Origin of the sequence: Chitinophaga caseinilytica (genome assembly GCF_038396765.1) — a bacterium.
Lineage (GTDB): Bacteria > Bacteroidota > Bacteroidia > Chitinophagales > Chitinophagaceae > Chitinophaga > Chitinophaga caseinilytica.
The window spans coordinates 199,410-225,234 of the sequence record NZ_CP150096.1 but is presented as its reverse complement, the minus strand read 5'-3'; the positions used below and the strand labels follow the sequence as shown (position 1 = coordinate 225,234).

Sequence of the window (25,825 nt, the reverse complement as noted above, 5' to 3'; positions counted from 1 at the left end):
TTATAATCCCAGGTTTACGCCCAGCGTGTAAGTGCGCGGGAGCGGATTGCTGTTGTAGTCCAGGCCGGCCTGCCAGTTGCGGGCGGCATTGTTGGTGCCAACGATGGTCAGTTCGGGATCGAGGCCGGAATAGTTGGTGATCACGAATGCGTTTTGCACCTGTGCGTACACGCGGAGGCTGTTCACCTTGAAACGGTTCAGCCATGCGGAAGGCGCGTTGAAGCCCAGCGTGATGTTTTGGGCGCGGAGGTACGAACCGTCTTCCAGGAAGCGGCTGTTGGTATTGCCGTTCTGGTTGATGAAGTTGCCGGGGTTGCTGCCGTACATGAGTTTGGGAACATCGGTCACCTGGCCGGGCGTGGTCCAGCGGTCGAGCAGCTCGCGGCCGGCATTCTGGAACTTCATGTTGGCGAGGGTTTCCTGGCGGGTGGCGCTGAACACTTTGTTGCCGCCGGAGAACACGAGGTTGATGCCGAGGTCGAACCGTTTGTAGGACAAAGTATTGCTGAACCCTCCGAACCAGGTGGGGTTCGAGTTGCCGAGGATCTTCTTATCGTTGGTGTTCAGCGCGGGGGCGGATACGGAAACATCGTCCGGTTTGGCGGGATCGTATTTCGCGTAGCCCTGCCGGCTGATCACGCCCTGCACGATGGAGCCGTCTGCCTTCACCCAGAGCGGATTGCCGTTGGCAGGGTTCACGCCGGCGTACTCGAATCCGTAGAACATGCCCACCGGCTGCCCTTCGCGGATGATGTGATAAGTGCCGATGATGTCTGCCCCGTTATACAACTGCGTCACCTTGTTTTTGGTAAGCGTGAGGTTCACCGCCGTATTCCACCGGAAATCGCGGGTGGCTATGGCTTCGGCGTTCACGGAGAATTCCCATCCCTTGTTGGTCATTTCCCCGATATTCATTTTGATATTGTTGTAGGGAACGCCCAGCGAAGGTGCCAGCGGCGCCGCCAGGATCATATTATCCACGTTGTTGCTGAAATACTCGGCGGTGAAATTCACCCGGTTTTCGAACAGTCCCGCGTCCAGCCCGATATTGATTTTATTGGCCGTTTCGAAACGGAGGTTGTTATTGCTGATCTGGCTGTAAGCCATCGCCATGATCTCGCCGTAGAGATATGGACTGAAGGTGCCTGCATACGGATAATCGGACCCCAGTTCCACGTTCCCTACTTTCGCGAAACCGCCTCGCAGCTTCAGGTTGCTGATGAAGTTGAGGGAATTTGACCGCTTGAAAAACGCCTCTTCCGAAACACGCCACCCAACTGAAACGCCGGGCAACGTTGCGCCCTGGTTGCCCCAGGGCAGGTCGGAGATTTTGTCGTACCGCAGCGTGGCGGCGATGAGGTACCTGTCTTTATATCCATAATTCGCGCGGCCAAACACCGACTGGAAGGCCTTCTCCGCTACATACCCGCCCAGCGACCTGGCGCCCCAGGCATCGGTGATAATGTTCTGCCCGCCGAAAAACTCGGACGAAATGTTGGTGCCGCTGGCGTAGAAATAACGACTGCGCGTCTTCTGCCATTCCAAACCCGCGATGGCACCCACTTTGTGATCGCCGAAAGTACGGTTGAAGTTCAGTGTGTTCTGCCAGTTGTACCGGAACTGCGGAAGATTGTACTGGGCGGTGGAACCGTTCACACCGCGACCGTCGCCGTGAACGGGGCTCCAATAGCGGTAATATTCGCCGTTCAGGTAGTTGATGCCCACCTGTGTTTTCGCGGTAAGGCCGGGGATGATCTCCAGCTCCGCAAACGTGTTGCCGGTGAGGTTGAGGCTCTGGTTTTTGTAGATGTTGTTTTCCAGGACGAAGAGGATATTCGTGTAGTTATCGTCTATCTCGCGGCCGTTGCCGGCGCGGCCCAGGCGCTGTTTGTCGGCGCTGAGGTTATAGCTGCCGTCTTCCCACTTCGCCGGAACGTTGGGCAGTGCGCGGATGGCGCCGGCGATGTTGCCGGAAAGCGCGTTGGTGCCGTAATTGAGGCCATTGTCTGTGGTGTGCGTGGCGGCCATGTTGATGCCGATCTTCAGGCGGTCGAACGCTTTTTGTTCCACCCTGGCGCGCACGTTGTATTTCTTCTGGTCGTTGGCGACGGCAATGCCTTCGAAGTCGGAATAGCCGAGGGAGAAGTAATAGTTGGTGCTTTCGGTGGCGCCGCTGAGCGAAAGGGCGTGGCTATGCTGTACGGCGTTGCGCAGCACGAGGTCTTGCCAGTCGGTGTCGTAATATTTGTCTGCCGGCTGTTTGGCGGCTGCTGCAGCGCCGGCATTGGTGAGTTTTTCGTTGGTCACTTCCATGAATTCGGCCGCGTTCATGAGGTCGAATTTTTTGGAAGCCTGTGCCATCCCAATCCAACCGTCGTAACTGAGGCGGGGCTTGCCGAGCTTGCCTTTTTTGGTGGTGATGAGCACTACGCCCGCGGAAGCGCGAGAACCGTAAATGGCGGTGGCGGAACCGTCTTTCAGGACTTCCACGCTTTCGATATCGGCGGGATTGATGTCGCCGAGCGGGTTGTAGGGAACGGATTGGGAGCCGCTCTGGTCGCCGGAGATGTACGGAACGCCGTCTACTACATACAGCGGGTCGGAGCTGCTGGAAATAGAGTTGACGCCGCGGATGCGGATGCGGGCGGGCTCGCCGAGGATGCCGCTGGTGGTGTTCACCTGTACGCCGGTGATAGAGCCAGCCATCGCTTTTTCAAAGCTGGGCGCGGCGATGGTTTTCAGGTTGTCTCCCTTTACGGTGCCCACGGAGCCGGTCACGTCGCGGCGGTCCTGGGTACCGTAACCCACAACCACTACTTCGTCCAGCGATTTCTGGTCGGCGCTGAGCGCAACGTGCAGCGGGCCTGCGCCTACGATGGCTTCCTTGTTGTAGTAGCCGGTGAAGGAGCAGATGAGAACGGCGCCCGAAGGAGCATTCAGCTTGAAACTGCCGTTGGCATCGGTGATGGTGCCGGTGGTGGAACCCTTGATGCGAACGGTTACGCCGGGAAGGGGAGTGCCGTCTCTGGCGTCGGTCACCCGCCCGGTCGCTTGCTGCGTTTGTGCGTAAGCGTTAGTTACGCATACAGCCATGAGCGGGATCAGGAGCAATCGTGTGTTCATACTCGATGTCGGTTTAGATTTGAATTGATGAAGCGGTATAATGTATTGCTGGAGGAAAAGGGCCGTTGGTCCGTAACAGGCATGGCATGGCATGGCCAGGAAGACCGCGGGAAGCGGCTTTCAGGCCAATATCATATGCTGCTGACGGCTACAGTCGGGTTGCCTGTATCCTGGTTAAGTCATCAATAAATGTCGGGCTGTGATTTTTTCATAGTCACATCATTTAGATTTTAGTTATGGTCCATCATGACACAAAGCTTCCGCTGCGCGGCGGTAAGGCCGGCGCGAATATGCTGCAATGCTACTCCCCGGATATCGGGAGAAATCAGTTGTAAAAAAATATATGATTTCCCTGAAAAGGCCTACTGCTGACCGTTTCAAGACGTTATACACAAAAATTTGGCAAACAGGAATCTACAGTCTTTCGATTTAGATGGCGAAGTGAAAGGATGAAGCTGTTACGTTAGATTCTGGTTACGCTTGATTTAGATTTCTATTTCCGCTTAGCTGGCATTGGATGAATTTTTTTCTGTGCCTGCATGTTAACTGGTCGCAATATAATTCAAGTTTTTAAATAAAAGTTGTAACGCCGGAAAAAAATTTATCTAGTAGAATGAAGGGCAAATGGGTTGACTTTGCATCGATGGAAGTGGGGACAGGTGCGTAGATATTGAGTTTCAGGGGAAACGGATCTGTGAGCCGGGGATAAGGATAAAACCGTCTACCGGGTTTCCGGTAGACGGTCTGCAGGGAATTTTTTTTTCAATCATCATCATGGTGCGATGCAGGAGCGGCGTATTTCGCGGCGGGCAACAAGTTGTGACCGCAGCGCCATGGCAACGAGCGCGGCGATCCCGAAAGCAGCGCCCGCCCAGGGCGCGGCCGCGATCCCGTACTGCGCGATCACCCATCCGCTGACCGTCGTCCCCACCGTAATTCCCAAATTACCATACGATATCGCAAGCGTATTGGCGAAAGCCACGGCCCCCGGTGCTGCGGAGGTCAAATACGCCGCTGCGGTAAGATAGCAGGGTGCATAGAAAAATCCCCACAGCGCCAGCACCACCGCATTCACCACGATCCCTCCACCCACGGCGATGCTCATGAACGGTATGAACAACGCACCTGCGAGAAACACCGCCGTTGTCAGCGAAAGCTGCTTCCCGAGCCATCTCCCGGCGATCCAGTTGGCGGGGATCCCCGCCAGGCCAAACACCATCAGCATATAACTGATCCGTTCCTCATCCATCCCTTTCACCTTCCCCAAAAAATCCGCGAAGTAACTATACGTGCAAAACCACGCAGCAATGAGCAACACATTCACGATGCTGCTGGTCACGAACACAGGATCGCGGAGGATGGCGGCCTGGCTGCCCAGGCTTTCCTTCTCGCCTTTCGGGATTTGCGGCAGCCCGATGAGGATCGCCAGCAGTGCCGTCAAACTGATGGCCGATTGCGCCCAGAACGCCGCCTTCCAGTTGATGCGCCCCGCGAGCCAGGTAGCGAACGGAACGGTAGTCACCATAGCGATGGCGATCCCGCCCAGTACGATGCCCATCATCCGCGTCGCCTCTTTCGGTGGCGCCGCCTGGATGGCCGCGGCGATGGCGGTGGAAACGAAGACAGGGTGCAGGATGGCGGGCAATACGCGCACCGTGAGCAACAGCCAGAAAGGCGGCGCAAGCGCGGATACGACGCCGGTGATGATGAACATGCCGATGGCAAGGCTCATAATGAGCTTGCGGTTCACGCGGGAGAAAAGCAGCGTCATCGCCGGGCCGCCCAGCGCGATCACCATGGCGAACGCACTCAGCAGCCAACCCGCTTTTTCAATGGGGATTTGGTAATGTTCGGCGATCTGCGGCAATATGCCGATCACGCCGAATTCTGTGGTAATGATGCCTATCAGTCCGAGGCATCCGATGTATGCGGTCTTTTTCATTTTGATTTTTCCAATGCGGTGTAGAAAACATTTTTGAACAGCGTGCCTAAATCCCAGTACGACGCAGGTGCATATTCCTGGGTGAACACGATGCCGACGATATCGTTCGCCGGATCGGCCCAATAATGGGTGTTGAACGCGCCGCCCCAAAAGAACGATCCCTCCGGAACAGGCCCGGCAGCCTGGTTTTGCGGCGTTACGAGACTGAAGCCCAATCCGAACGAGAAATCGGGCCAGTCCCACTTCGCGGTGGCGCCTTGCGGGATTTGCGGGGTCGTCATCAGGCGGATAGCGGCGTTGCCGATGATCCGCTTTCCTTTATATACGCCGCCGTCCAGCAGCAGTTGCAGGAACTTCGCGTAATCGGCGGTAGTGGAACTGAGACCGGCGCCGCCGGAAACGATAATGCCGTCCTGCAGCGGATAGCCGGCATCGTTGCCTTCGTAGATCGGCGCGGTTTGGCGGTGTAAACGTCCGCCGGTGGCGGAGAACACGGGCACGAGGCGCTTTGCTTTATCGTCGGGTACGCGGAAATAAGTGTCGTTCATCTCCAGCGGACGGAAAATCCGTTCCCGGAAGAAAACCTCGAGTGGCTGGCCGCTCCAGATCTCAACGAGCCTTCCCAGCACGTCGATGTTCAGGCCATAAGTGAATGCTTCTCCGGGATTATGGACCAACGGTTGCAGTGCGATCTGGTCTACAAAGTTTTTCAGGTTGCCGGGGCTGCCGATGCCGGTGGGCACTTTATGCTTCGCGAAAATGGCCTGGAAACGCGGGTCGCCGGTGATGAGGGGGTACGAAATGCCGGACGTGTGCCGCAGCAGATCGCGCACGGTTACGGGCCTGTTGGGCGCTACGGAAGTGTACGTCGTATCTGCGGCGTTGAAGTCTTTGATGACACGTAGGTTGGCGAACGCGGGAATGTAGTTCGACACGGGCTCGTCCAGCAAAAAGCGCCCTTCTTCCCAAAGCATCATCACGGCAAGACTGGTAATAGCTTTGGTTTGTGACGCTATGCGGAAGATATCGCCTGTTTGCAGCGGACGGTTTTCATCCGCTTTTCCGAAGGCTTTGCGGTAGATGATTTTCCCGTTTTGGGAGAAGAGCAGGTTTACGCCCTGGACTTTGCCGGTGCGGACGAGCCTTTGCGCGAGGGAGTCTATTCGGGCTTCCTGAAATGTAGTGGGGGCGGGCTGTTGGGAGAAAACGGGCTGCGTGAGCAGGAGGGCTCCCAGGGCAAGCATGGTTGTGTTTTTCACGTAAATAAAAATTTGATACAGCAAATGTAGAGGGGTTACCCTTACCTTTGTATGCATACAACTCGTTGTATGGTACTAACAAATTTGTAAGTAATGAGCAAGCGTAAGGAAAATTCGTCGAACAGCATTAACCGCGATTATATCATCGAATGTGATCTCACCTACGCGATCTGCCTGGTGGGCGGCCGCTGGAAATTACTGATCCTTTGCAGGCTGGAAGAAGGAGCGATGCGATTCAGCGAGCTGCGCCGTTCCATTCCCAACATCACCGAAAGGATGTTGACCTTGCAGTTGAAAGAACTCGAGCGCGACGGATTGGTCCGCCGGACCGTATACGCGGAAGTGCCGCCGCGGGTAGAATATGAACTGGCGCATGTGGCCAAAGAACTGATCCCGGTGTGGAAACAGTTGAGCGATTGGGGCCAGCGGCATCGCAACTGCCGGATGCAGGCGGTGAAGGCGAGCTGATTGCGGAATGTTTCAAATAAAAGGAGGATGGAGCGCCCGTTTATGGCCGATCCATCCTCCTTTCTTTTTGTATTTTGATTTAATGCATTGATAATCAAATTGATCAACCTGAATCTATTCATCCTTTCATTATATTTCATATCTAGTTCTAAATAATTACAGGTAATTATTTTTTGTTTAATTTTACTTTTGTTCTACTTTAGCGAATGTCCCTTAGATGAAGTGTAAGTTCCACGATCATCCGGTGTAAATCCGGCTGTATCAATCGCAAGGTTTTTCGGGAAAAATACCCGGTGGCGCCACCGGGAACGATCATCCAGGTTATTGCCGGTTACGTACCGGCACGAAGAATTTTTGTCTTGAATGAAAGGCTGCGTAAGTATTGAATGAAACCAAAATCATCCACAGTATGAAGAAACATCTTTCCACTTATCCGTTCCGCTGCGCGGTCTTCCGGCAGGAGGAATAACGGTTACCAATATACGCTTACTTGAACAGGTACTGGCTGGATGCACATCCCGCCCGGGGATGTTTTTCCCGGAAAGTACCGCCGGCGCAGGTTCCCGGAACATCCCCGGGCTGCGCTCCCACATTGCCACAAGGGGAATCATTACATTATAAAACTTGTTGAATGAAACATTTTTTCCTTCTCATGACCGGCTTGCAGATCGGGGCTTTCGCTCACGCAGCCACGGAGGACGTATCGCGGAAACCCGCCGTCTTCCGGCCGGGCATTTACGACAAAACACCCGCCAGGCCGCATCCTTTCCAGGATTCGGCGATCGTTGTTCGCGGACGCGTGACCGACGTTAACGGCGACCCGCTCATCGGGGTCAACATCAAAGTGAAAGGCACTCCCAAAGGCGCTACTTCAGACGCCACGGGCGCTTTCTTCGTTTCCACCACCTCGGCCAATAAGGTGCTGGTATTCTCGTACGTGGGTTACATCACCCGTGAAATCACCGTGCAGAAAACGCAGCAGCTCAACGTGCAGCTCGCCGCCGATCCCAAAAGCCTCAACGAAGTGCTGGTAACGGCGCTCGGCATCAAACGGGAAGAAAAAGCCCTCGGCTATGCAGCCACCGTCGTAAAAGGCGAACAACTGACCGAAGCCATTTCCGGTAACTGGACAGACGCGCTGTCGGGCAAAGTTGCCGGCGTGAACCTCGTCCGCTCCAACAGCGGCCCCACCGGTTCCAATAAAATCATCCTCCGCGGAGAAAACAACCTCACCGGCGAAAACGAAGCCCTCATCGTGGTAGACGGCGTCGTGATCAACCAGGGCAGCGGCCGCAGGACCGCCGTGGGCGGTGAAGCCACGTATGGCACCGGGAGCGATAACATGCCGGCCGACTACGGCAGCGGCCTGAACGATATCAACCCGGAAGACATCGAGTCGCTCACCGTGCTCAAAGGCCCCGGCGCCGCGGCGCTTTACGGCGGCCGCGGAGCCAATGGCGCCATCATCATCACCACAAAATCGGGTAGCAGCAAACGCAAAGGCATCGGCGTTTCCCTCAACTCCAATGCGTCTATCGAACAGGTGAACCGCTGGCCCGATCTCCAGTTCGAATACGGCCAGGGCCTCGACGGCGCCGCGTATTATTCCTACGGCGCCGGTCCGGACGGTGGTTCCACCAGCGGCACCAGTTCGGCTTACGGGCCCCGGTTCGACGGGCAGATGTTTCACCAGTTCGACCCCGTTACGCAGAAACAGGGAACGGAAAGGACGCTGTGGCAACCCTATCCCAACAAAGTCAATTCCTACTTCGACGACGGCAAAACCTTCACCAACACCATTTCGCTGGACGGCGGAACAGACAAAACGACGGCCCGTTTCTCCGTGACCAACGTCCACAATACCTGGATCCTGCCCAACACCGGGTACGACCGTAATACCGTGGCGCTGTCCGTCAACTCGAAAATCAACGACCGGTTGCAGATTTCGTCGAAAGTGAACTATACCAACAAATATTCCGATAACCTGCCCGGCGCGGGTTACGGCAACCAGTCGATCATGTACTGGTACATTTTCTGGCAGCCCAGCGCCGACATCGACTGGCTGAAGAATTACTGGGAACTGGGGCAGGATCAGCTGAAGATCATGTTCCCTTTCAGTTCGTTCCCCAGCAACCCTTACGCGGTGGCGTACGAATATCTCAACAAATCCAACCGCCACGGCATTACCGGCAACGTGTCGGCCACGTATAACATTACCAAAAAGCTCAGCCTGCAGGTGCGCACGGCGATGGACTTCGGGTACGAAGACCGCTCCCAGCAACGACCTTACGATGCGGGCGCCAAATTCCCGTACGGCAGTTTCCGGACGCAGAACATCATGTCGCAGGAGTTCAACTCCGATTTCCTGTTGCGCTACAACACCAAAGTGGGGCGCGATTTCGAGCTGAATGTCACGGCCGGCGGTGCTGCGTTGCGCAACCGGTACATCCGCGACGAGGTGCGGGCGGATTCGCTGGCGTACCCCGGCGTGTATTCCCTGGCCAACAATCTCGGCCCCCTCGTTACCATGCCTTTCCGTACTTCGTACCAGATCAATTCCCTCTATGGATTGATTTCCGCGTCGTATAAAAACTTCCTGTTCGCCGACATCACGGGGCGGCAAGACTGGAACAGCGTGCTGGCCACGCAGAGCCGTATCGCCAATTCCGGTTTCTTCTACCCGTCCGTGAACCTGAGCTTCGTGGCCAATGAAGTGATCGATCTGCCGAAAGCGATCGATTTCGCCAAGCTGCGGTTCTCGCTCGCGAGCGTTGGCAGCGGCGGTACCACGCCTTACCTCACCGAATTCACCTATCCTTCCGCGGGCAGCCTGTACGCCGGCGGTTTGCGGAACCCTTCCATCCTCGCCAATTCCGATCTTCGCCCGCTGCGCACCATCACCTATGAAGGCGGTGTGGCCATGAAGATGTTCAAAGGCCGGCTGGGCCTCGATCTGGCGATGTATTCCGGATTCACCAAAGACCAGATCCTGTCCCGCATCATCGACCGTTCTACCGGTTGGTCGCGCGCGATGATCAATGCCGGACGGGTAAATAATAAAGGGATAGAAGTGGCGCTGAACGGAACGCCTTACAAACGCGGTAAATTCTCCTGGAGCACCAGCGTGGTGTATTCTTCCAATACCAATACCATCCGCGAGCTGGACGATAGTTCGGTGGTGCTCGTGACCGGCCCAGTTGGCGGCGGTCAGATCGTGGCCAAGCCCGGCGGCAGCATGGGCGCGGTGTACGGCCGTGGCTACCAGCGTTCTCCCGACGGACAGATCATTTACGACGATAAAACTGGCTGGGCCAAGCTGACGGAAGAAGTGATCTATCTCGGCAATACCATTCCGAAATGGAAATTGGGCTGGACGAACGAGTTCTCGTACGGACAGTTCCGCCTGCACCTGCTGTTCGACGGGCAGTGGGGCGCCGTGGCACATTCGCTCACGCATTACAAACTGGCCGAACAGGGAAAAACGAAGAACACCTTGCCCGGGCGCTACAACGGCATCATCGGTAACGGCGTGATCCAGATGGCTGACGGAAAGTTCCGGCCGAACGACGTGATCGCTACCGACATCGACGAATATTACCGCTCGCATTACGGTCAGGATAACGCCGAAGGCAGCACCTTCAGCACCGATTTCATCAAGTTCCGCGAAGCGCGCCTCGATTATTCGCTGCCCGGCAGCCTTACCAAAAGACTGCGCATGCAGAAAGCTACGGTGGGTGTGTATGGCCGTAACCTGGCGATCTGGTCGGACTGGCCGGCGTTCGATCCCGAATTCGGAACGCTGAGCGGTACGGATATCGTGCAGGGTTTTGAAGTGGGGCAATTCCCGTCTACCAGAACCTTCGGTGTAAACCTGGTCATTGGCTTCTAAATTTTTCAACATGCAGAAGATGAAACACACAATAATCGGTGCATTGGTGCTTTTCGGAATGGCGACGCAGTCGTGCACCAAAGACTTTACCGAAATCAATACGAACCCGAACGAAACGAAGGTGGCTACGGCGCACGCGCTCATGGCGCCGGCGCTGGTGAATACGCTGTCGGCCAATATGATCCGCAACCGGAATTTCAATAACGAACTGATGCAGGTGACTGTGGATATTTCCGAATCCGACGGCAAGGTGTTCCGCTACGATTTCCGCGCCACCTGGGCAGATTACCTGTATAATGCCTGGTACTCGGAACTGACCAACTTCAAGGACATGGAGAAAGTGGCCCGCGATCCCAAGTCGTACAACCGCTCCTACATTGGCATTTCGCTGATCTGCCAGGCCTGGGTGTTTTCCATGCTGACCGATACCTACGGCGATATTCCCTATTTCAAATCCAACCTCGCCCGCGATTCCGCGGTTTTCGAGCCGCCGTTCGATACGCAGAAGGATATCTATTTCGATATTTTCAACAAGCTGGATACCGCCAACGTGTATCTCAACAATACCACTTACGGTATCAATGCCAACAGCGATCCCGTGTTCAACGGCGATATCACCAAATGGCGCCGCTTCGGCAACTCGCTCTACCTGCGGCTGCTGATGCGCATTTCCGGGAAAGCGGAAGTGGCGGATGTGGCCATCGCCAAATTCAAGGAAGTAGCGGAAACGAAGAAATCGAGCTACCCGATCATCGATACCACCGAACAGTCGGCCATCCTCCGGTGGACGGGCGCCGGGCCGCTGGTGTCTCCGTTCCTGGGTGTGCGCGAGCAGGATTTCAGGGGGCCTGGCGTCGGGGAGTTTTTCATCAACAACCTCGTGAACTGGAACAATCCGCTCATCGACCCTTCCAAGGGCAACAACAGCGTGAACCGCTGGCGCATCGCGCCCTACCAGGGCGGTTACAGCGGCGTGCCGAGCGGTTACCAGATGGGCCAGGCGCCCGTCCGCAGGTCGTATTTCTACTCGCAAACCACCACTACGCTGTTTAATCTGCAGACAGACGCCCTTACCGGGCAGATGCTCAACGCCGCGGAAGTACAGTTCATGCTGGCGGAAGCGGTGGTGAAAGGATGGATCGCCGGCAGCGCGGAAGCCTATTATACAAGAGGCATCAAATACACCATCAAACAATGGATCCCGGCGTGGGACGAGGTAACAGACTATATCGACAAAGCCGACCTGCACTGGAACGATAGCGGATCGGAAGATGAAAAGATGGAAGCCATCCACATCCAGAAATATTATGCGATGTTCCTCATGGACATGCAGCAATGGTTCGAGTACCGCCGCACCGGGCACCCCGTTCTCCCGAAAGGCCCCGGCCTGCGCAACAACGGCGTTATGCCGGCGCGGATGAACTACCCGGTGTATGTTCAATCCACCAACCCGACCAATTACAAACAGGCCGTTTCCCGCCAGGGATCAGACGTTATTTCGACGGAAGTTTGGTGGCAGAAACCGTAATGCTGATACAGTACTAAAAAACGCAACATGAAAAAAATCGCTTTATATACGATGATGCTGATCGCGGCCGGTTTCTGGGGATGTGTGAAAGACGACACCTATCCCGGCGCGAAACTCAGTCCCTACATCGCTATTTATGATATCCGGGCTATGTACAAGGGGCAAGACCTTCAATTGAATGCCGAAAATATGTTCGGCGCCCATTCGCTCCGGTGCCTCGTTGTGTCTGACCACCGTGCCGGCAATATGCCCGATGGCATGCTGGTAGTGCAGGATTCCAGTCGCCTGGCGCAGCGCGGTATCGCCATCCCGGTTGGCGCCGCGGCCGCGCAATACGAAGCCGGTGATTCGGTGGTCATTCCCGTTTCCGGGGCAACGCTCACCAAGCGCGATGGGATTTTCCAGCTCGCGGGCGTGAGTGCCGCGGGGATACAGGTGATCTCCAAAAATAATCCGCTGCCCATCAACCGGGTAACGACCAACAAGATCATCGCGAATCCCGAAGTGTACCAAAGCACGCTGTGCATGATCGTGAAAGGTGGGTTCGATCCGCTGCCGGGCCCGGGGGATGTGCTTTCCGGGAATAAATTGCTGAACGACGGGTTCGGGGATATTCCTTTGCTGACCGATCCGGAATCGGACCTGGCGAATGTGCAAATGCCCGTGCTGGCTAATTTCCGCAGCCTCATCTGGATGAAACCGGGAACAGGCGGGGATTTTGTGCCGGAGCTGCGCGTCCGCAAGGCCGATGATATCACGACGCTGAGCTCCACCGTGGAGATCGCGCCGATCGTCATCACCGGGTTCCTGGCCGATCCTGCGGGGAGTACGGACAATAACTACGAGTACATCCAGCTGATGGCTACCCGCGATATCGACTTTGCCGTAACGAAATATTCGCTGGTGACGACCAATAACGCCGGCGCCTCCACGCCTACGGGCATCCCGCAAAACGGGTGGGCTACAGGCGGCCTGCGGACGTACAAGTTCAACCTGACATCGGGTACCGTCAGCAAGGGCGAGTTCTTTTACGTGGGCTGTTCCACCAAGCTCATTAACGGTACCGGTTCTACGAGCATCAGCAACGCCAAATGGATCCGTTCTTTCAACTACGGCAGTACGGCGGGCGACGACTTCGGCCAGAAAACGGGCAACCTGCTGGCCAACAGCGGCAACGCTTCCGGTATGGCGGTGTTCGAAGGAACGGTGGTCACGAAGGAATCGCGGCCGGTGGATGTGGTGATGGTGGGCCAGAACGGCCAGATCCTTTCCGAAGGCGCCAACCAGATCGGGTACCGCATCACCAATACCGACTGGTACGACGTGATCAATCCTATTTCCCTGGCATCGCAACCTTTCTTCCGCTCCGGCACCAATACCCTGAGCGTGAGCTATGTGGCGGGCGTGTTCATCAAGCTGGGCGGGGAGTATAGTCCTGCCCTGGGCCGCTGGATGAAAGCGAGGATCCAGATCAATACCAAACTGACGACCGAGTCGCAGTTGGTGGATATTGAAGGGGAAGAGGCTACCAAACTCCGGTGATTCCTGTTGTCCTATAATGAAAGGCCGCTCCATTTGGGGCGGCTTTTCTTATATTTACCGCTATAATCCCCAATTCCTATGTCAATTACACTTGTTATCCTGTTGCTGATCGTTTTGTTGGTGTTGGTGGTGATGGCCCAGAACCGGAATGCCGAAAGGATGTCGGAAATATTGTACCGGTTGGATAAGCTGAGCAAGGAGCTGGAAAAGCGGGAAATATCCCCGGCCCCCGGGCGCCCGGCTTCCCCGGAAATTTCCCCCGATTCTGGGACGGTGGTCGAGGCGCCAATTGCGCCGGAGCCCGTTGCGCTGCCAGCGCCCGTTCCCCTGCACCAGGAGCCCCCGGTACCGCAGTTCGTGGAAGAGGTGCCCGAACCCGAAGAAAAGGAAGAAATGCGCGCGGCTTTCCAGGCGGCGGAAATGAAACGCGGGCCGGAAGCAATATATGTGGAGCCGGAGCCGCAACCCTCGTTCTGGGAGAAGTTTATGGAAAAGAATCCCGACATCGAGAAATTCATCGGCGAGAACCTGTTCAACAAAATCGGGATCGCGGTGCTGGTGATCGGGATCGGGTTTTTCCTCAAGTTCGCTATCGATAAAAACTGGATCAACGAAATCGGCCGGACGTTCATCGGGTTCTTATGCGGCGCGGCGCTCATCGGATTGGCGCACCGCATGCGGAAATCGTTTGCTGCATTCAGTTCCGTACTGGTCGGCGGCGGCGTGGCGGTATTATATTTTACCGTGGCCATTGCGTTCCATCAATATGCGCTGGTGGGGCAAACGACGGCTTTCCTGCTTACGGTGGCCATCACGGCGTTTACGGTGTTCCTTTCCATTTCCTACGACCGGAAAGAGCTGGCGGTGCTGGCGATCCTCGGTGGGTTCGGGGCGCCGTTCATGGTGTCTACCGGTCATGCCAACCTCATCGCCTTCTTCTCCTGGATGCTTATCCTGAACGTCGGGATGCTGGTATTGGCGTATTTCAAAAAATGGAACCTCGTCAATATTATCTGCTACGCCCTCACCTGGTTGATTTTCGGGGGATGGATGGGTTCCGGTGCGCTGGAGGGCGACAGGATCGTCCTCGGCGACGTGCGGACGGCTTTCGTTTTCGCGACGGCGTTTTATGTGGTGTTCTTCCTCATGAACGTGATCAACAACGTGCGCAACGGTACGCGTTTCCGCGCGCTGGAGATCGGGATATTGCTCAGTAACACATTGTTTTATTACAGCGCGGGCATGTTGTTCATGGAGAAATGCGGCTGGCAGGATTGGCAGGGGCTGTTCACCGCGCTGATGGCCGTTTTCAACTGTGTGTTCGCATATTTCCTCTTCCGCAACAGCAAGGCAGACCGAACGATGGTGTACCTGCTCATCGGTTTGGTGCTTACGTTCATGAGCCTCGCTGCGCCGGTGCAGCTGAACGGAAATTATATCACCCTTTTCTGGGCGGCGGAATCGGTATTGATTTTCTGGCTGTTCCGGAAATCGGGGATCGTGCAGATGAAGTACGCGTCTATGGCGGTGCTGGTGTTGATGCTGATCAGTTTGATGATGGATTGGTCGCAACTGTATTTCCCGGGGCCCGAGTTGCGGCCGGTGATCAATAAAGCCTTCGTGACGGGGATCGCCGCCATCGCGGCGGTGTACCTGCTGCGCAGGCAGGTGGCGCAGGACGAGCCTTCCGTTCCCCTGTTCCCTGTAATGAGCGCAGGCGGCGTCTCGCGCGTGTTGCAAACGATTCTCGTGATATTGATATATGTTGTTTTCCTTCTCGAGATCGTGCACCAGGTAAACAGCCATCAGCCTTCGCTTACCGCGTTGGCCACCGGTTGCTTCAATTTCGGCTACCTGTCTGTGCTTTTGCTGCTGACACGCCGGCGGAACGATAAAGGGGCGGTGGTACTGATGTTCCTTTCGCTCTTCGCGGCACTCGCCATGCTGGGCTACTTCAATTTGTCCGTGATCCGGGTAAGAACGGAAGTGCTCGCCGGCGAAACCCCGATGTGGGTTTTCTTGTTCCATTATTTACAGACCGGATTGCTGGTGTGGCTGCTGGTGGAAATGAAGAAAACCATCCCGCAATTCCGCATTCCCCAGCTGGAAACCGGGTTCAACTGGTTCCTGTCGTTCATGGCGTTGTACCTGCTGAGTGCGGAGCTGGACCATCTCGTGGTGGTGCTTCGCGCACCGGTGTCGGCCGCCGCTACCCTGGGAACGGTGCATGGAACGGGATATGCGCTGCTGTGGGGATTGTTCGCTTTTGTGCTGATGTTCATCGGTCTGCGCCGCAAATCCCGCGACTTGCGGATCGTGGCCATCACCGTATTCGGAATTACGCTCGTGAAGCTCTTTGCGTTCGACCTTCGCGGATTGGGCGAAGGCGGAAAAATCGCGGCGTTTATTTCGCTGGGTATATTATTGTTGCTGATATCGTTCATGTATCAGCGGTTAAAGAAAATAATCCTGACAGATGATCAACCTGTTGAAGAAAAGTTGCCGGATTAACCTGTTCCTGCTTGGCTGCGCGATGAGCGCCTCCGCGCAGGACAGCGCCAGATTTACCTGGGAAGCGAAACTGCCGAAGGTAGACAGCTTCTTTTTTTACCGTATTCCGATAACGCCGGCCCTCAGTGCCAAAGCCTTTCGTGGCGGAGAATGGGACATCCGGATTTTTGGTGATGCGGGTGAGGTGCCTTATTTGCTGGAACGCAAATACCGCGTGATCTCGGAAGGCAATTTCATCGCTTATGCCACACCGAAGCTGGAATCCGTGCCCGGAAAGGAAACGGTGATCGTATTCGAGCCCAAACCGCAGATGTCGCTTAAATCGTTCGGCCTGCGGTATTCCAATACCGATGTGGAGAAAACGGCGGTGCTGACGGGAAGCAACGACGGTGTGCAATGGTATGCCATTCGTCCGGAGTTCCTGTTGTCGCCCGCTACCGCCATTCCTGTAAAAGGCAAGGAAACGATCGTGGAACAAACGATCGGCATGCCGGTTTCCGGTTACCGGTATTTCAAACTGGTGATCAACGATTCCGCCAGCGCGCCGCTGCATTTCAATTGCGTCGGCTTCAGGAACAAGCCGCAACTGGTGGAGGAAAAAATAAAAGCGGCGGATGTGGAGCTGGTGTTGATGGATGGGAAAGACCGTCGTACCGACCGTTTCCTCCTAACACTGCCGGCCGCTTTGCCGGTGCGGGAAGTGACGATCCCCATATCGCAGCCGGCGATGTATCGGAGGGATGTGCAATTGCTGTCGATCGAGAACGGCGCGGAGCATTTGCTCACTACAGCGGTGCTGTACTCCGAAGATTCGGTGAACGTCATCGAAATGGGGCCCAATACGGTGTTCGATAGCCTGGTACTGAAAGTGGAGAACGGGGATAATCTTCCGTTGGTGCCGGGAAGCGCCGGGATCTGGCAGGATGCGTATATGCTGATCACGAAACTCGAGCCCGGGAATTATACTTTGCGTGGCGGTGCGGCTGGTATGCGTGCGCCGAAATACGATGCCGAGTTTTTCAGGTTTGCGTATCATGAGCAGGCTGGCCGGGACCTGGTGCCTGAAGCGCCCGTTACGATCGATCGTCCGCAGCCGGTGCCGGCAGCTGCAAGCGTTTTCACTTCGCGTTGGTGGATATGGTTAGGGATCGTTGTGGTGATAGGGGTTTTGGCGCTGGTGGTGCGCGGGTTGTTGCGGGATATGAAGAAAGAAAAAGATTGATTATTTAATGTGTTTGGGGAAGGATTGGCTATTTGCCAGATAGGGCGGAGGTGCTGCGAATTCCACCCATCAAATAGCTGAAAAACGGATATCCTGATGATGAATCAGGAAAACGGAAGGATCGATTACATATTTATATTGGGGCTGACTAAAAAAATGGTCAGTCCCTTTTTTATTTGCGTGCCTGATGGAAGCCTGCTATCTTTTTAAGCGATCCGCAAAGCCTGCGATTTATTGTTAGTTCCATTTTATACCCATGAAATACCCTCGTTTTTCCCGCAGGATTTCCGAAGGAATGTCCGCATTTCAAGCAAAGATTCTTGCGCCACATTTACAGATCAATAAGTAATGGTCAGTTCCTATTAATTGCGCACCGATGGAGGTCTGCTATCTTTTTAAACGATCCGCAAAGCCTTTAATCTACTGTTGGCTCCTTATTTATACTCATAAAATCCCCTTGTTTTACCCGCAGGATTCCCGAAGGAATGCCCGCGTTCCAGGCAAAGATTCTTACGCTACGTTTACCGATTAATTCCATTATTGTATACAAATAAACCCTACATTCGTTTAATACAATTGAGAAACAATAAATTACCATCATCCAAATATTTTTTGAAAGAAAACTGCTGAAAGGGATAAATGTTTACATAAAAGCACTACATTTGTTTACATAGTCATTCAACCAAAGTAAGCGCAAATTCCACCAGAGGCGTCATCGGGGAGACGGATACGCATCTCATTTTTTCCATTTTAATACAGCGATCATTCCGGCCGTCGGGTCGGAGAGGGGTGTATTTTTTATCGCCGGCCAAAGGTTGGTTTTGCACATTTTGCCTATGACGATACATGCAGACATGAAGCACCGCCGCGGCATATTTCTCCGTATGCCCGATATGGCTTTTTACTCAGGAGCACAACGGTAATTATTCAATTCTTTAATCTTCTATTTCACTGAAGTATGGATCGTACAATTCATATCGGGAAAAATGCACGGTTGTCGGCCGTCCGCAAATCGGCGGCGGTAAAGGCCACAGCGCTTTGCATCGCGGTGATGAGCGCAGGCGTTTTGCCGGGCACGGCCAACGCAAGGCCCGTATTGGTTACCGCCAGCGAACGCATCATTCTCAGCCAGATTTCCGGTAACGTTACCGACGACGAAGGCGCCCCCATGCCGGGCGTTGTAGTCGCCATCACCGGCACCTCTAAAGCCGTGATTACCGACGGAAACGGCTTCTACACACTCAAAGACGTGCCCGAAGGCGCCACCCTTACCTTTAAAATGGTAGGTTACGTAACCCGCCAGGTGCCGGCCAACCAATCCGTCATCAACATCAAACTGGAAAAAGACATTAAAACCCTCGGCGAAGTAGTGATCACCGACGGTTACCGGAATTTCACCTCCGCTACCTCCACCGGTTCCATCAACACCGTCAACGGCAGCTCCCTCGAAAACAAACCCTTCGCCAACTTCGCACAGTCGCTCCAGGGCCAGGTGGCCGGTCTTACGGCCCCCATCACCAGCGGCCAGCCCGGCGCCAATATGGACATCCGCATCCGCGGCGTCAGCTCCCTGCAACTGAGCAATAACCCGCTCATCGTTATCGACGGGATGATCGTGAACTCCGGCCAGCTCACTTCCTATTCCACCACTTCCAACGCCCTCGCCGGCCTCAACCAGAACGATATCGATCGCATCGACGTGCTGAAAGACGCAGCCGCCACGGCTGTGTACGGCTCCCGCGGCGCAGCCGGCGTGATCCTCATTACCACCAAACGCGGTAAATCGGGGAAAACGCAGGTAAGGGTTGATGCGGAAGGCGGCGTTTCCAGCGAAATTCCTTTGCCGAAAGCCGGGAAAATGCTGAACGCAGAACAATACGCGATCATGTTCCGCGAAGCACTCGCCAACGGCGGCAGCACGCCCGCGCAGATCGAAGACCTCGCCAACAGCTACGGCCTCAATAGCGGCAAAAGCAACGATTGGTACGACCTCATCACCCGCACCGGCAAACAGCAACAATACAATGTCAGCCTCAATGGCGGCGGCGAAAAAACGAAATTCTTCGCGTCGGCAGGATATTTCGGGCAGGAAGCCACCACCATCGGCGCCGACCTGAAACGGATCTCGGGGCTCGTGAATCTCGACCACCAGATCAACAAACGCCTGCAACTGTCGCTGGGCCTCAATATCTCGAACATCGGGCAGAACACGCCCACCACCACCAACTTCTCGTCGAACCCCATCTGGGCCGCACGCGGCCTCCGGCCGTTCCAGCTTGCGTATAACGACGACGGTTCCATCAATAATTCCACTTCCGGCAATACCAACTTCCCGGGGATTTACAACCCGCTGTGGACAACGGAGAACGACAAACGCTTCCTGTCCATGTTCAAAACGCTCGGTAACGCCAAGCTGCGGTACAATATCTGGGACAAGCTGTTTTTCACCTCCTACGTGAGCGCCGATTACAATACGCTGGAAGAAACCACCTACCTCAACCCCGTGATGGGCGATGGTGGTGGCACGCTGAAAGGCCGCAGCCGCAATTATTACTCCCGTTTCTTCAACTGGCTCACCCGCAACCAGCTCGATTACCGGTACGACATCGACGCGGCCAAAGATTTTTACGCCACGGCTTCCGTGGGCTACGAAGCGCAGCGTTCGAAGGAATATAAAATGTCGGCGGACGGGATCGGCTTCCCGTCGTCGCACTCCGGGCTGACGGCCCTGGGCAACGCTGGAACGCCGCAAAGCGTGTATGGCGATTACAGCAATTATTCTTTCGTATCCACGTACGGTAACGCCAGCGTGAACTATCAGAATAAATACGCGCTGAATGCGTCGCTCCGCCGCGATGGTTCTTCCCGCTTCGCGTCCAACAACCGTTTCGCGACGTTCTGGTCGGTAGGCGGCACCTGGAACCTCCATGAAGAGGCGTTTTTCGAAAAGCAAGGCATCTTCTCCGCGCTGAAGCTCCGTTCTTCTTACGGTACCACCGGCAACGCGAGCCTCGGCAATTACCAATGGCTGCCGCAAGTGAGCTATGGCCTGGGATCTTCCTACGCAGGCGTCATCGGGCAGGCATACAACGTGATCGGCAACATCGACCTTACCTGGGAAACTTCCCGCAAGTTCGATGTGGGCGCCGATTTCGGGTTCGCGAAGAACCGGTTCATGCTGTCGGTGGATTACTATTATAATAATATCGACGGGCTCATCCGCAGCGTGCCTACTTCCTCACCACCGGCTTCCCGTCCGTATTACAGAACGTGGGCGCCATGGCCAACAAAGGCTGGGAATTCATGCTCCGTGGAGATATCATCCGCAGCAAAGACTTCACCTGGAACAGTAATTTCAACGCCGCTTTCAACCGGAACGAAATCACCAAACTGCCGGCCAATACGCCCGTGCAGAACGGTAACTTCTACCTGAAGGAAGGCTACAACTTCAATACGTTCTACATGCGGGAATATGCCGGTGTAGACCCGCAAACCGGCGATCCGCTGTTTTATACCGACGAGTCCCATTCCGCCACTACCAACAAACCGGGCGATGCGAAAATGATCCCGCTGGACCGGATGTCTGTCCCCAAAGCGACCGGCGGCTTCAATAACATGTTCACGTACAAGGGCGTTTCGCTGGGCGTAGACTTCAGTTATGCTTTGGGTTATTCCATCCTCAGTGCGCAGGACGTTTACTTCACGCTGGGCAACTATTACATCAATAACAAGTACCAGTACATTTACGACAACCGCTGGACCACGCCGGGCCAGATCACCGATGTGCCGAAGTTCACGACGAAGTCCGACCTCACGGTGAGCACTTACCGCTTGTACAAAGGCGATCATATCCGCTTGAAAAACATCCAGCTGGGATATGATTTCAACAACCTGGCATTCGTGAAAAGACTGGGCGTTTCCAAACTGGCGCTGTACGGAAGGGCTACCAACCTCTTCACCAAAACGTTCGACAAGCGCCTACCCTTCGATCCGGAAGTGTCCTACAGCGGGCTCGACTCGCAGGATATGTTCCAGTACAAAACGTTCACCATCGGCATTAACGTGGGCCTTTAAAAAACCAGACACATGAAGAAAAGACATGCATATATCGCCATACTGACTGCCGCCAGCTTCACGGCAGCGTCTTGCGGGAAGAACTTCCTGGACGAAGAGCCCTCCACCAGCGTGTCGGTCGGCAACGCCATCATCTCCGAAGGCAGCATGCTGGAAGCCATGAACGGCGCGTACCGCAACATGACCGGTTCCTTGTATTTCGGCCGGAACGTGCCCCTGTTCGGCGATCTGCTGGCAGACAACGTGTACCTGTCCAGCTCCAATTCCGGCCGGCTGATCCCCATGAACAACTATACGTTCGTGGGCTCTTCCGCCGAAGCGGCCAATATATGGTCGTCGGCCTATTACGTCATTCAACAGGCGAACCGCGTCATTTATGCCGACCTGGCCGCCACCAATAACGTGAACCACATGCTGGGCGAGGCTTATGCGTTGAGGGCGCTGAACTATTTCTATCTCGTGAACCTCTTCGCCAAACCTTACGCGGAAAACCCCGAGGCAGACGGCGTTCCGGTGGTGATATTGCCTACCAGCGTCGGCGGATCGCTCATCAAACCCGCACGCAACAAGGTGAAGGAAGTCTATGCACAGATCGTTTCCGATCTCGACAAGGCGTTCGACCTCATGCCTGCCACCGGCATGAATGTGCACCCTTACAATACGAACTTCCTGTCCAAATACGCCGCAAAAGCCCTCCAGGCCCGCGCTTACCTCTATATGGGCGAATACGCCAAAGCCCGCGATGCGGCTAAAAAAGTGGTGGATGAAGGTGGGTATTCGCTCGCAGCCACAGAAGCGGCTTTCACGGCTTTCTGGGCGTCGAACGCAGCGCGGACGGATAAGCAGGAAACACTTTTCGAACTGAACAACAACGCCACCGCCAATGCGGGCGTGGAAGGGCTGGACGCGATCTATTCCTCCAAAAGCCTCGGCGACATGCTGGCTACCGATGAGCTGTACGATCTCTATTCCGCCACCGACCGCCGCCGCAGCCTCATCGTGGACGGTGCGCGCAGCACGCAGACTGTTCATTACGTGAACAAATACCAGAACGTCACCAATACCGACCGCGACGAGATCAAGCTGCTCCGTTATGCGGAAGTGCTGCTCATCCTCGCCGAATCGGAAGCGCGGCTCAATAACAACACCGAAGGACAGAAATACCTGAACATGGTTGCGCAAAACCGCGACCCCGACCAGGTGGCCTATACGTTGACCGGCGCCGCGCTGGTGAATGCGGTGATCGTGGAGCGCCGGAAGGAGCTGGCTTTCGAAGGGTTGCGGCTGTTTGACCTCTACCGCCAGAATGCTACCTTTAACCGGCCCGACATGGGCGCGAAAGCGCATTCGGCTTACGTGGAAGTAAAAACGACCGACTTCAGGAGAGTGCAGCCCATTCCCGAAACGGAACTGGCGGCCAATCCGAATATGGCGAAGAATCCCGGGTACTAAGATACCGCTGTAGTTTGTACCGGTTCCCCGGGGGCGAAAGCTCCGGGGAATCCGGTTTTTATCAATGATCATGAGATGGAATAGTTTATGAATATGAAAGTGAAATCTGGCTGGATGATCTGGGCCTTGCTGAGCTTCGTTTCGGTGACCGTGTTTGCCCAGCAGTACCCGGCGGTAGTGGGGGATAAGTACGTGAACCGTCTGCCCGCCCGCCTGGCGAAACTGAACGGAAAATCGGCCGTGGTAGTGAATGCCGGCGAAAACGGAAAGGTAGTGGGATTGAAGAGTGGCGTGAAGGCAGACCCCTCCGGCCCGGCAACCCTCACCTTCAACGTAAAAATCCCGGCGAAAGGGTGGTACGAACTGTCGACCTTCGCCGTTCCCGAACTGGAAGGCGCGCCGGCAATAGCCGCCCACGTCAAAATACAGATCGGAAGCCACCGGCCCACAAAGCGCATTTTGTTCGACGCCTACCACGGCAACCGCCAGGTTTCCGGGAAATTCGAGATGGAAGCTGGCGAACAATCCATAAAAATCTGGCTGCCCGACGGCGTGCGCCTCGCCTGGATCGAATGGAAAAACGCCAACGATCCCGCCATCCCGGAGAAAGCACAACGCTACGAGCCCCGCATCACACCGCCCGCCGGGCATCCGCGCATCTGGACAACGGCGCAACAGCTGCCCGTCATCAAAGAGCGCCTCACCCAGGGCGAAAACAAAGCCGCGTGGGAAAAAGTACGTGCCGCCGCCATTTCTCCCTTCCCGTTCGAATTCGATCCGCAGGAAGAGATTTTTTACCGGGAAGATGTGGAGAAAGCAGTGGAAACGAAAGCCTTCTATTACCTCATGACCGGCGATAAAGCCGTGGGCCGCGAAGCAGCGAAACTCATGCAGGATTACCTGTCTGTCCTCGAATTCGGGAACGTGACCTATGGCGACATCACCCGCGAGATCGGCCGGTCGATTTATGTGACCGCACTGGTGTACGACTGGTGTTTCGACCTGTTGGGCAAATCCGAACTGGAAAACCTCCGCTTCCACATGCTCCGCCTCGCGCGCGACATGGAAATCGGATGGCCGCCGTTCATGGATAGCATCATCAACGGCCATGGCAACGAGGCCCAGATCAGCCGCGACCTGCTGGCCATGTCTATCGCCCTGTACGACGAAGATCCCCTTCCCTATAAATACACTTCCTACACCGTGCTCGAAGAACTGGTGCCCATGCGCAAATTCGAGTACGAATCGCCGCGCCACAACCAGGGCGTGGATTACGGCGCATACCGCCTCATGTGGGAAATGCACGCCGTTTGGCTGTTTTATCGGATGACGGGCCACCCCGTATTCGACGACAACATCAAACATCTCCCGTACTATTGGCTCTACATGCGCCTGCCCGACGGATACATGCTCCGCGATGGCGATATGTTTTCCGTGAAAGGCGGCGGCAACGCGCCCCTGTACTGGAAGCAGCCCATGGCCATGTTGCTCGGTTATGCCTACGCCAACGACCCCCTGTTGAAAGCGGAGTTCCAGCGGCAGGGCGGTTTGCCTGACAACCCGGTTTTGTTCCTGCTGGTGAACGATCCCGCATTGAAAGCGGACCATGATTTGACGAAACTCCCGCTGACGAAGGATTTCGGGAAAGTGCTCGGTGGCGTGGTGGCGCGGACGGGATGGAACAACAAACCCGAAAGCAACGATGTGATCGCAGAAATCAAAGGCGGTGGTTACCATTTCGCCAATCACCAGCATGCAGACGCCGGTGCGCTGCAGATTTATCATCACGGCATCCAGGTGGGCGATATCGGTTTGTACCTTTCCTACGGAACACCGTACGATTTCAATTTCAATAAAAGATCGATCGCGCATAGCATGATGCTGGCCATGGACCCGCAGGAAAAACTCCGTTTCCGCACAAAGCTGCAGGACGGCGGCGCGCGCTTCAACCAGCGGTTCCCGCAATCGCCGGAAGAAACCACCACCGATCCCTGGTTCGATAACGGGAAAGTGATGTCTGCCGCGTTTGGGCCCTCCGCGCAAAAGCCCGCCTTCAGCTATTTCAAAGCCGATCTTACCGGGGCGTATTCCTCGAAGATCGCGCAGTACGCCCGCGGGTTCCTGTTCCTGAACCTCTTCCGCGAAGACGTGCCCGCCGTCATCATCCTGACCGATGATATGAGCACGGCCGATCCTTCGTTCAAAAAATACTGGCAGATCAATACGCTGCACCAGCCGCAGACCGATGGCGATACCTGGGTATTGCACAACGCGCTGAACGGCGCCGAAGGCAAAACCCACGTGCAAATGCTCCTCCCCGCTGCGGCAGACCGTAAGCTGGATGTGCTCGGCGGCCCCGATGCCAACAGTACTTTCGGTAACCGTTTCGAAGTGAAATCCACCAAGCCGGAAGCCAGTGCTTTCCGCATGTTGGTGTCGCCCGCTGCATCGCAATCCCGCGACCGCTTCCTCACCGTTTTCCAGATGGCCGAAGGCGACGCAAAACCGCTGCCCGTTCAGTTTGCGGAAAAAGACGGTATGTATCAATTGATCGTTGCCGACAGGGTGGTATGCATGAGCGCAGGCGCCGCCGATGTGGAAAAACCTTTCACTTTGGAAGTTCCAGCTGGTGCGCAATGGCAGGTGGTGCTCGCCGGCCTGAAGCCGGGATTCTGGAATATCCGGCAGGAAGGCGGTGGAATGGACGTCAATATGGATGTGGTGGCCGGTAACAATACCGTTCACTTTACCGCCGGTGCAGGGAAATACCGCGTGACCCCAACCAGGGCTTACCACGCGAAAGACGTAGAATAAT

General features: G+C 55.4%; 12 protein-coding genes. 9 read left to right on the top strand and 3 right to left on the bottom strand.

Features of this window, described 5'->3' with window-relative positions; genetic code table 11:
* The 3 genes from WJU22_RS00930 to WJU22_RS00920 form a co-directional block, all read right to left on the bottom strand.
* Positions 1 to 3,123 carry a TonB-dependent receptor gene (locus WJU22_RS00930; protein ID WP_341841429.1) on the bottom strand — a complete coding sequence of 1,041 codons (3,123 nt, stop codon included), beginning with the start codon at positions 3,121 to 3,123 and terminating at the stop codon, positions 1 to 3.
* 772 nt (positions 3,124 to 3,895) lie between these two features.
* Positions 3,896 to 5,065, bottom strand: coding sequence for an MFS transporter (locus WJU22_RS00925; RefSeq protein WP_341841428.1), 1,170 nt, complete (start codon positions 5,063 to 5,065; stop codon positions 3,896 to 3,898).
* On the bottom strand, positions 5,062 to 6,324 hold the full coding sequence (locus WJU22_RS00920) for a serine hydrolase domain-containing protein (RefSeq protein ID WP_341841427.1): 1,263 nt from the start codon (positions 6,322 to 6,324) through the stop codon (positions 5,062 to 5,064). Before WJU22_RS00920 ends, WJU22_RS00925 begins: the two co-directional genes overlap by 4 nt.
* 93 nt (positions 6,325 to 6,417) lie before the next feature.
* Here WJU22_RS00920 and WJU22_RS00915 point away from each other — a divergent pair, with 93 nt between their 5' ends.
* The 9 genes from WJU22_RS00915 to WJU22_RS00875 all read left to right on the top strand — a co-directional run bounded on the left by WJU22_RS00915 (position 6,418) and on the right by WJU22_RS00875 (position 25,824).
* On the top strand, positions 6,418 to 6,792 hold the full coding sequence (locus tag WJU22_RS00915; protein ID WP_126244010.1) for a winged helix-turn-helix transcriptional regulator: 375 nt from the start codon (positions 6,418 to 6,420) through the stop codon (positions 6,790 to 6,792).
* Between the two features lie 631 nt (positions 6,793 to 7,423).
* Positions 7,424 to 10,681 carry a SusC/RagA family TonB-linked outer membrane protein gene (locus tag WJU22_RS00910; RefSeq protein ID WP_341841426.1) on the top strand — a complete coding sequence of 1,086 codons (3,258 nt, stop codon included), beginning with the start codon at positions 7,424 to 7,426 and terminating at the stop codon, positions 10,679 to 10,681.
* 19 nt (positions 10,682 to 10,700) lie between these two features.
* Positions 10,701 to 12,209 (top strand): SusD/RagB family nutrient-binding outer membrane lipoprotein, encoded by a 1,509-nt coding sequence (locus tag WJU22_RS00905; RefSeq protein WP_341841425.1) that lies wholly within the window; start codon positions 10,701 to 10,703, stop codon positions 12,207 to 12,209.
* Between the two features lie 27 nt (positions 12,210 to 12,236).
* Positions 12,237 to 13,751: a DUF5689 domain-containing protein gene (locus WJU22_RS00900; protein WP_341841424.1), complete on the top strand. Its 1,515-nt coding sequence runs from the start codon at positions 12,237 to 12,239 to the stop codon at positions 13,749 to 13,751.
* 78 nt (positions 13,752 to 13,829) lie between these two features.
* A complete protein-coding gene (locus tag WJU22_RS00895) occupies positions 13,830 to 16,262 on the top strand; it encodes a DUF2339 domain-containing protein (protein ID WP_341841423.1) in 2,433 nt (810 codons plus the stop codon).
* A complete protein-coding gene (locus tag WJU22_RS00890; protein WP_341841422.1) occupies positions 16,228 to 17,484 on the top strand; it encodes a hypothetical protein in 1,257 nt (418 codons plus the stop codon). The genes WJU22_RS00895 and WJU22_RS00890 overlap by 35 nt, the downstream gene beginning before the upstream one ends.
* A gap of 958 nt (positions 17,485 to 18,442) precedes the next feature.
* Entirely contained in the window at positions 18,443 to 20,917 is a 2,475-nt protein-coding gene (locus WJU22_RS00885) for a SusC/RagA family TonB-linked outer membrane protein (protein ID WP_341841421.1), read from the top strand.
* A 653-nt stretch (positions 20,918 to 21,570) separates the two neighbouring features.
* Positions 21,571 to 23,010 (top strand): RagB/SusD family nutrient uptake outer membrane protein, encoded by a 1,440-nt coding sequence (locus WJU22_RS00880; RefSeq protein WP_341841420.1) that lies wholly within the window; start codon positions 21,571 to 21,573, stop codon positions 23,008 to 23,010.
* A 93-nt stretch (positions 23,011 to 23,103) separates the two neighbouring features.
* Complete coding sequence (locus tag WJU22_RS00875) at positions 23,104 to 25,824, top strand: hypothetical protein (RefSeq protein WP_341841419.1); 2,721 nt, start codon at positions 23,104 to 23,106, stop codon at positions 25,822 to 25,824.
* The last annotated feature ends 1 nt before the right edge of the window (position 25,825 follow it).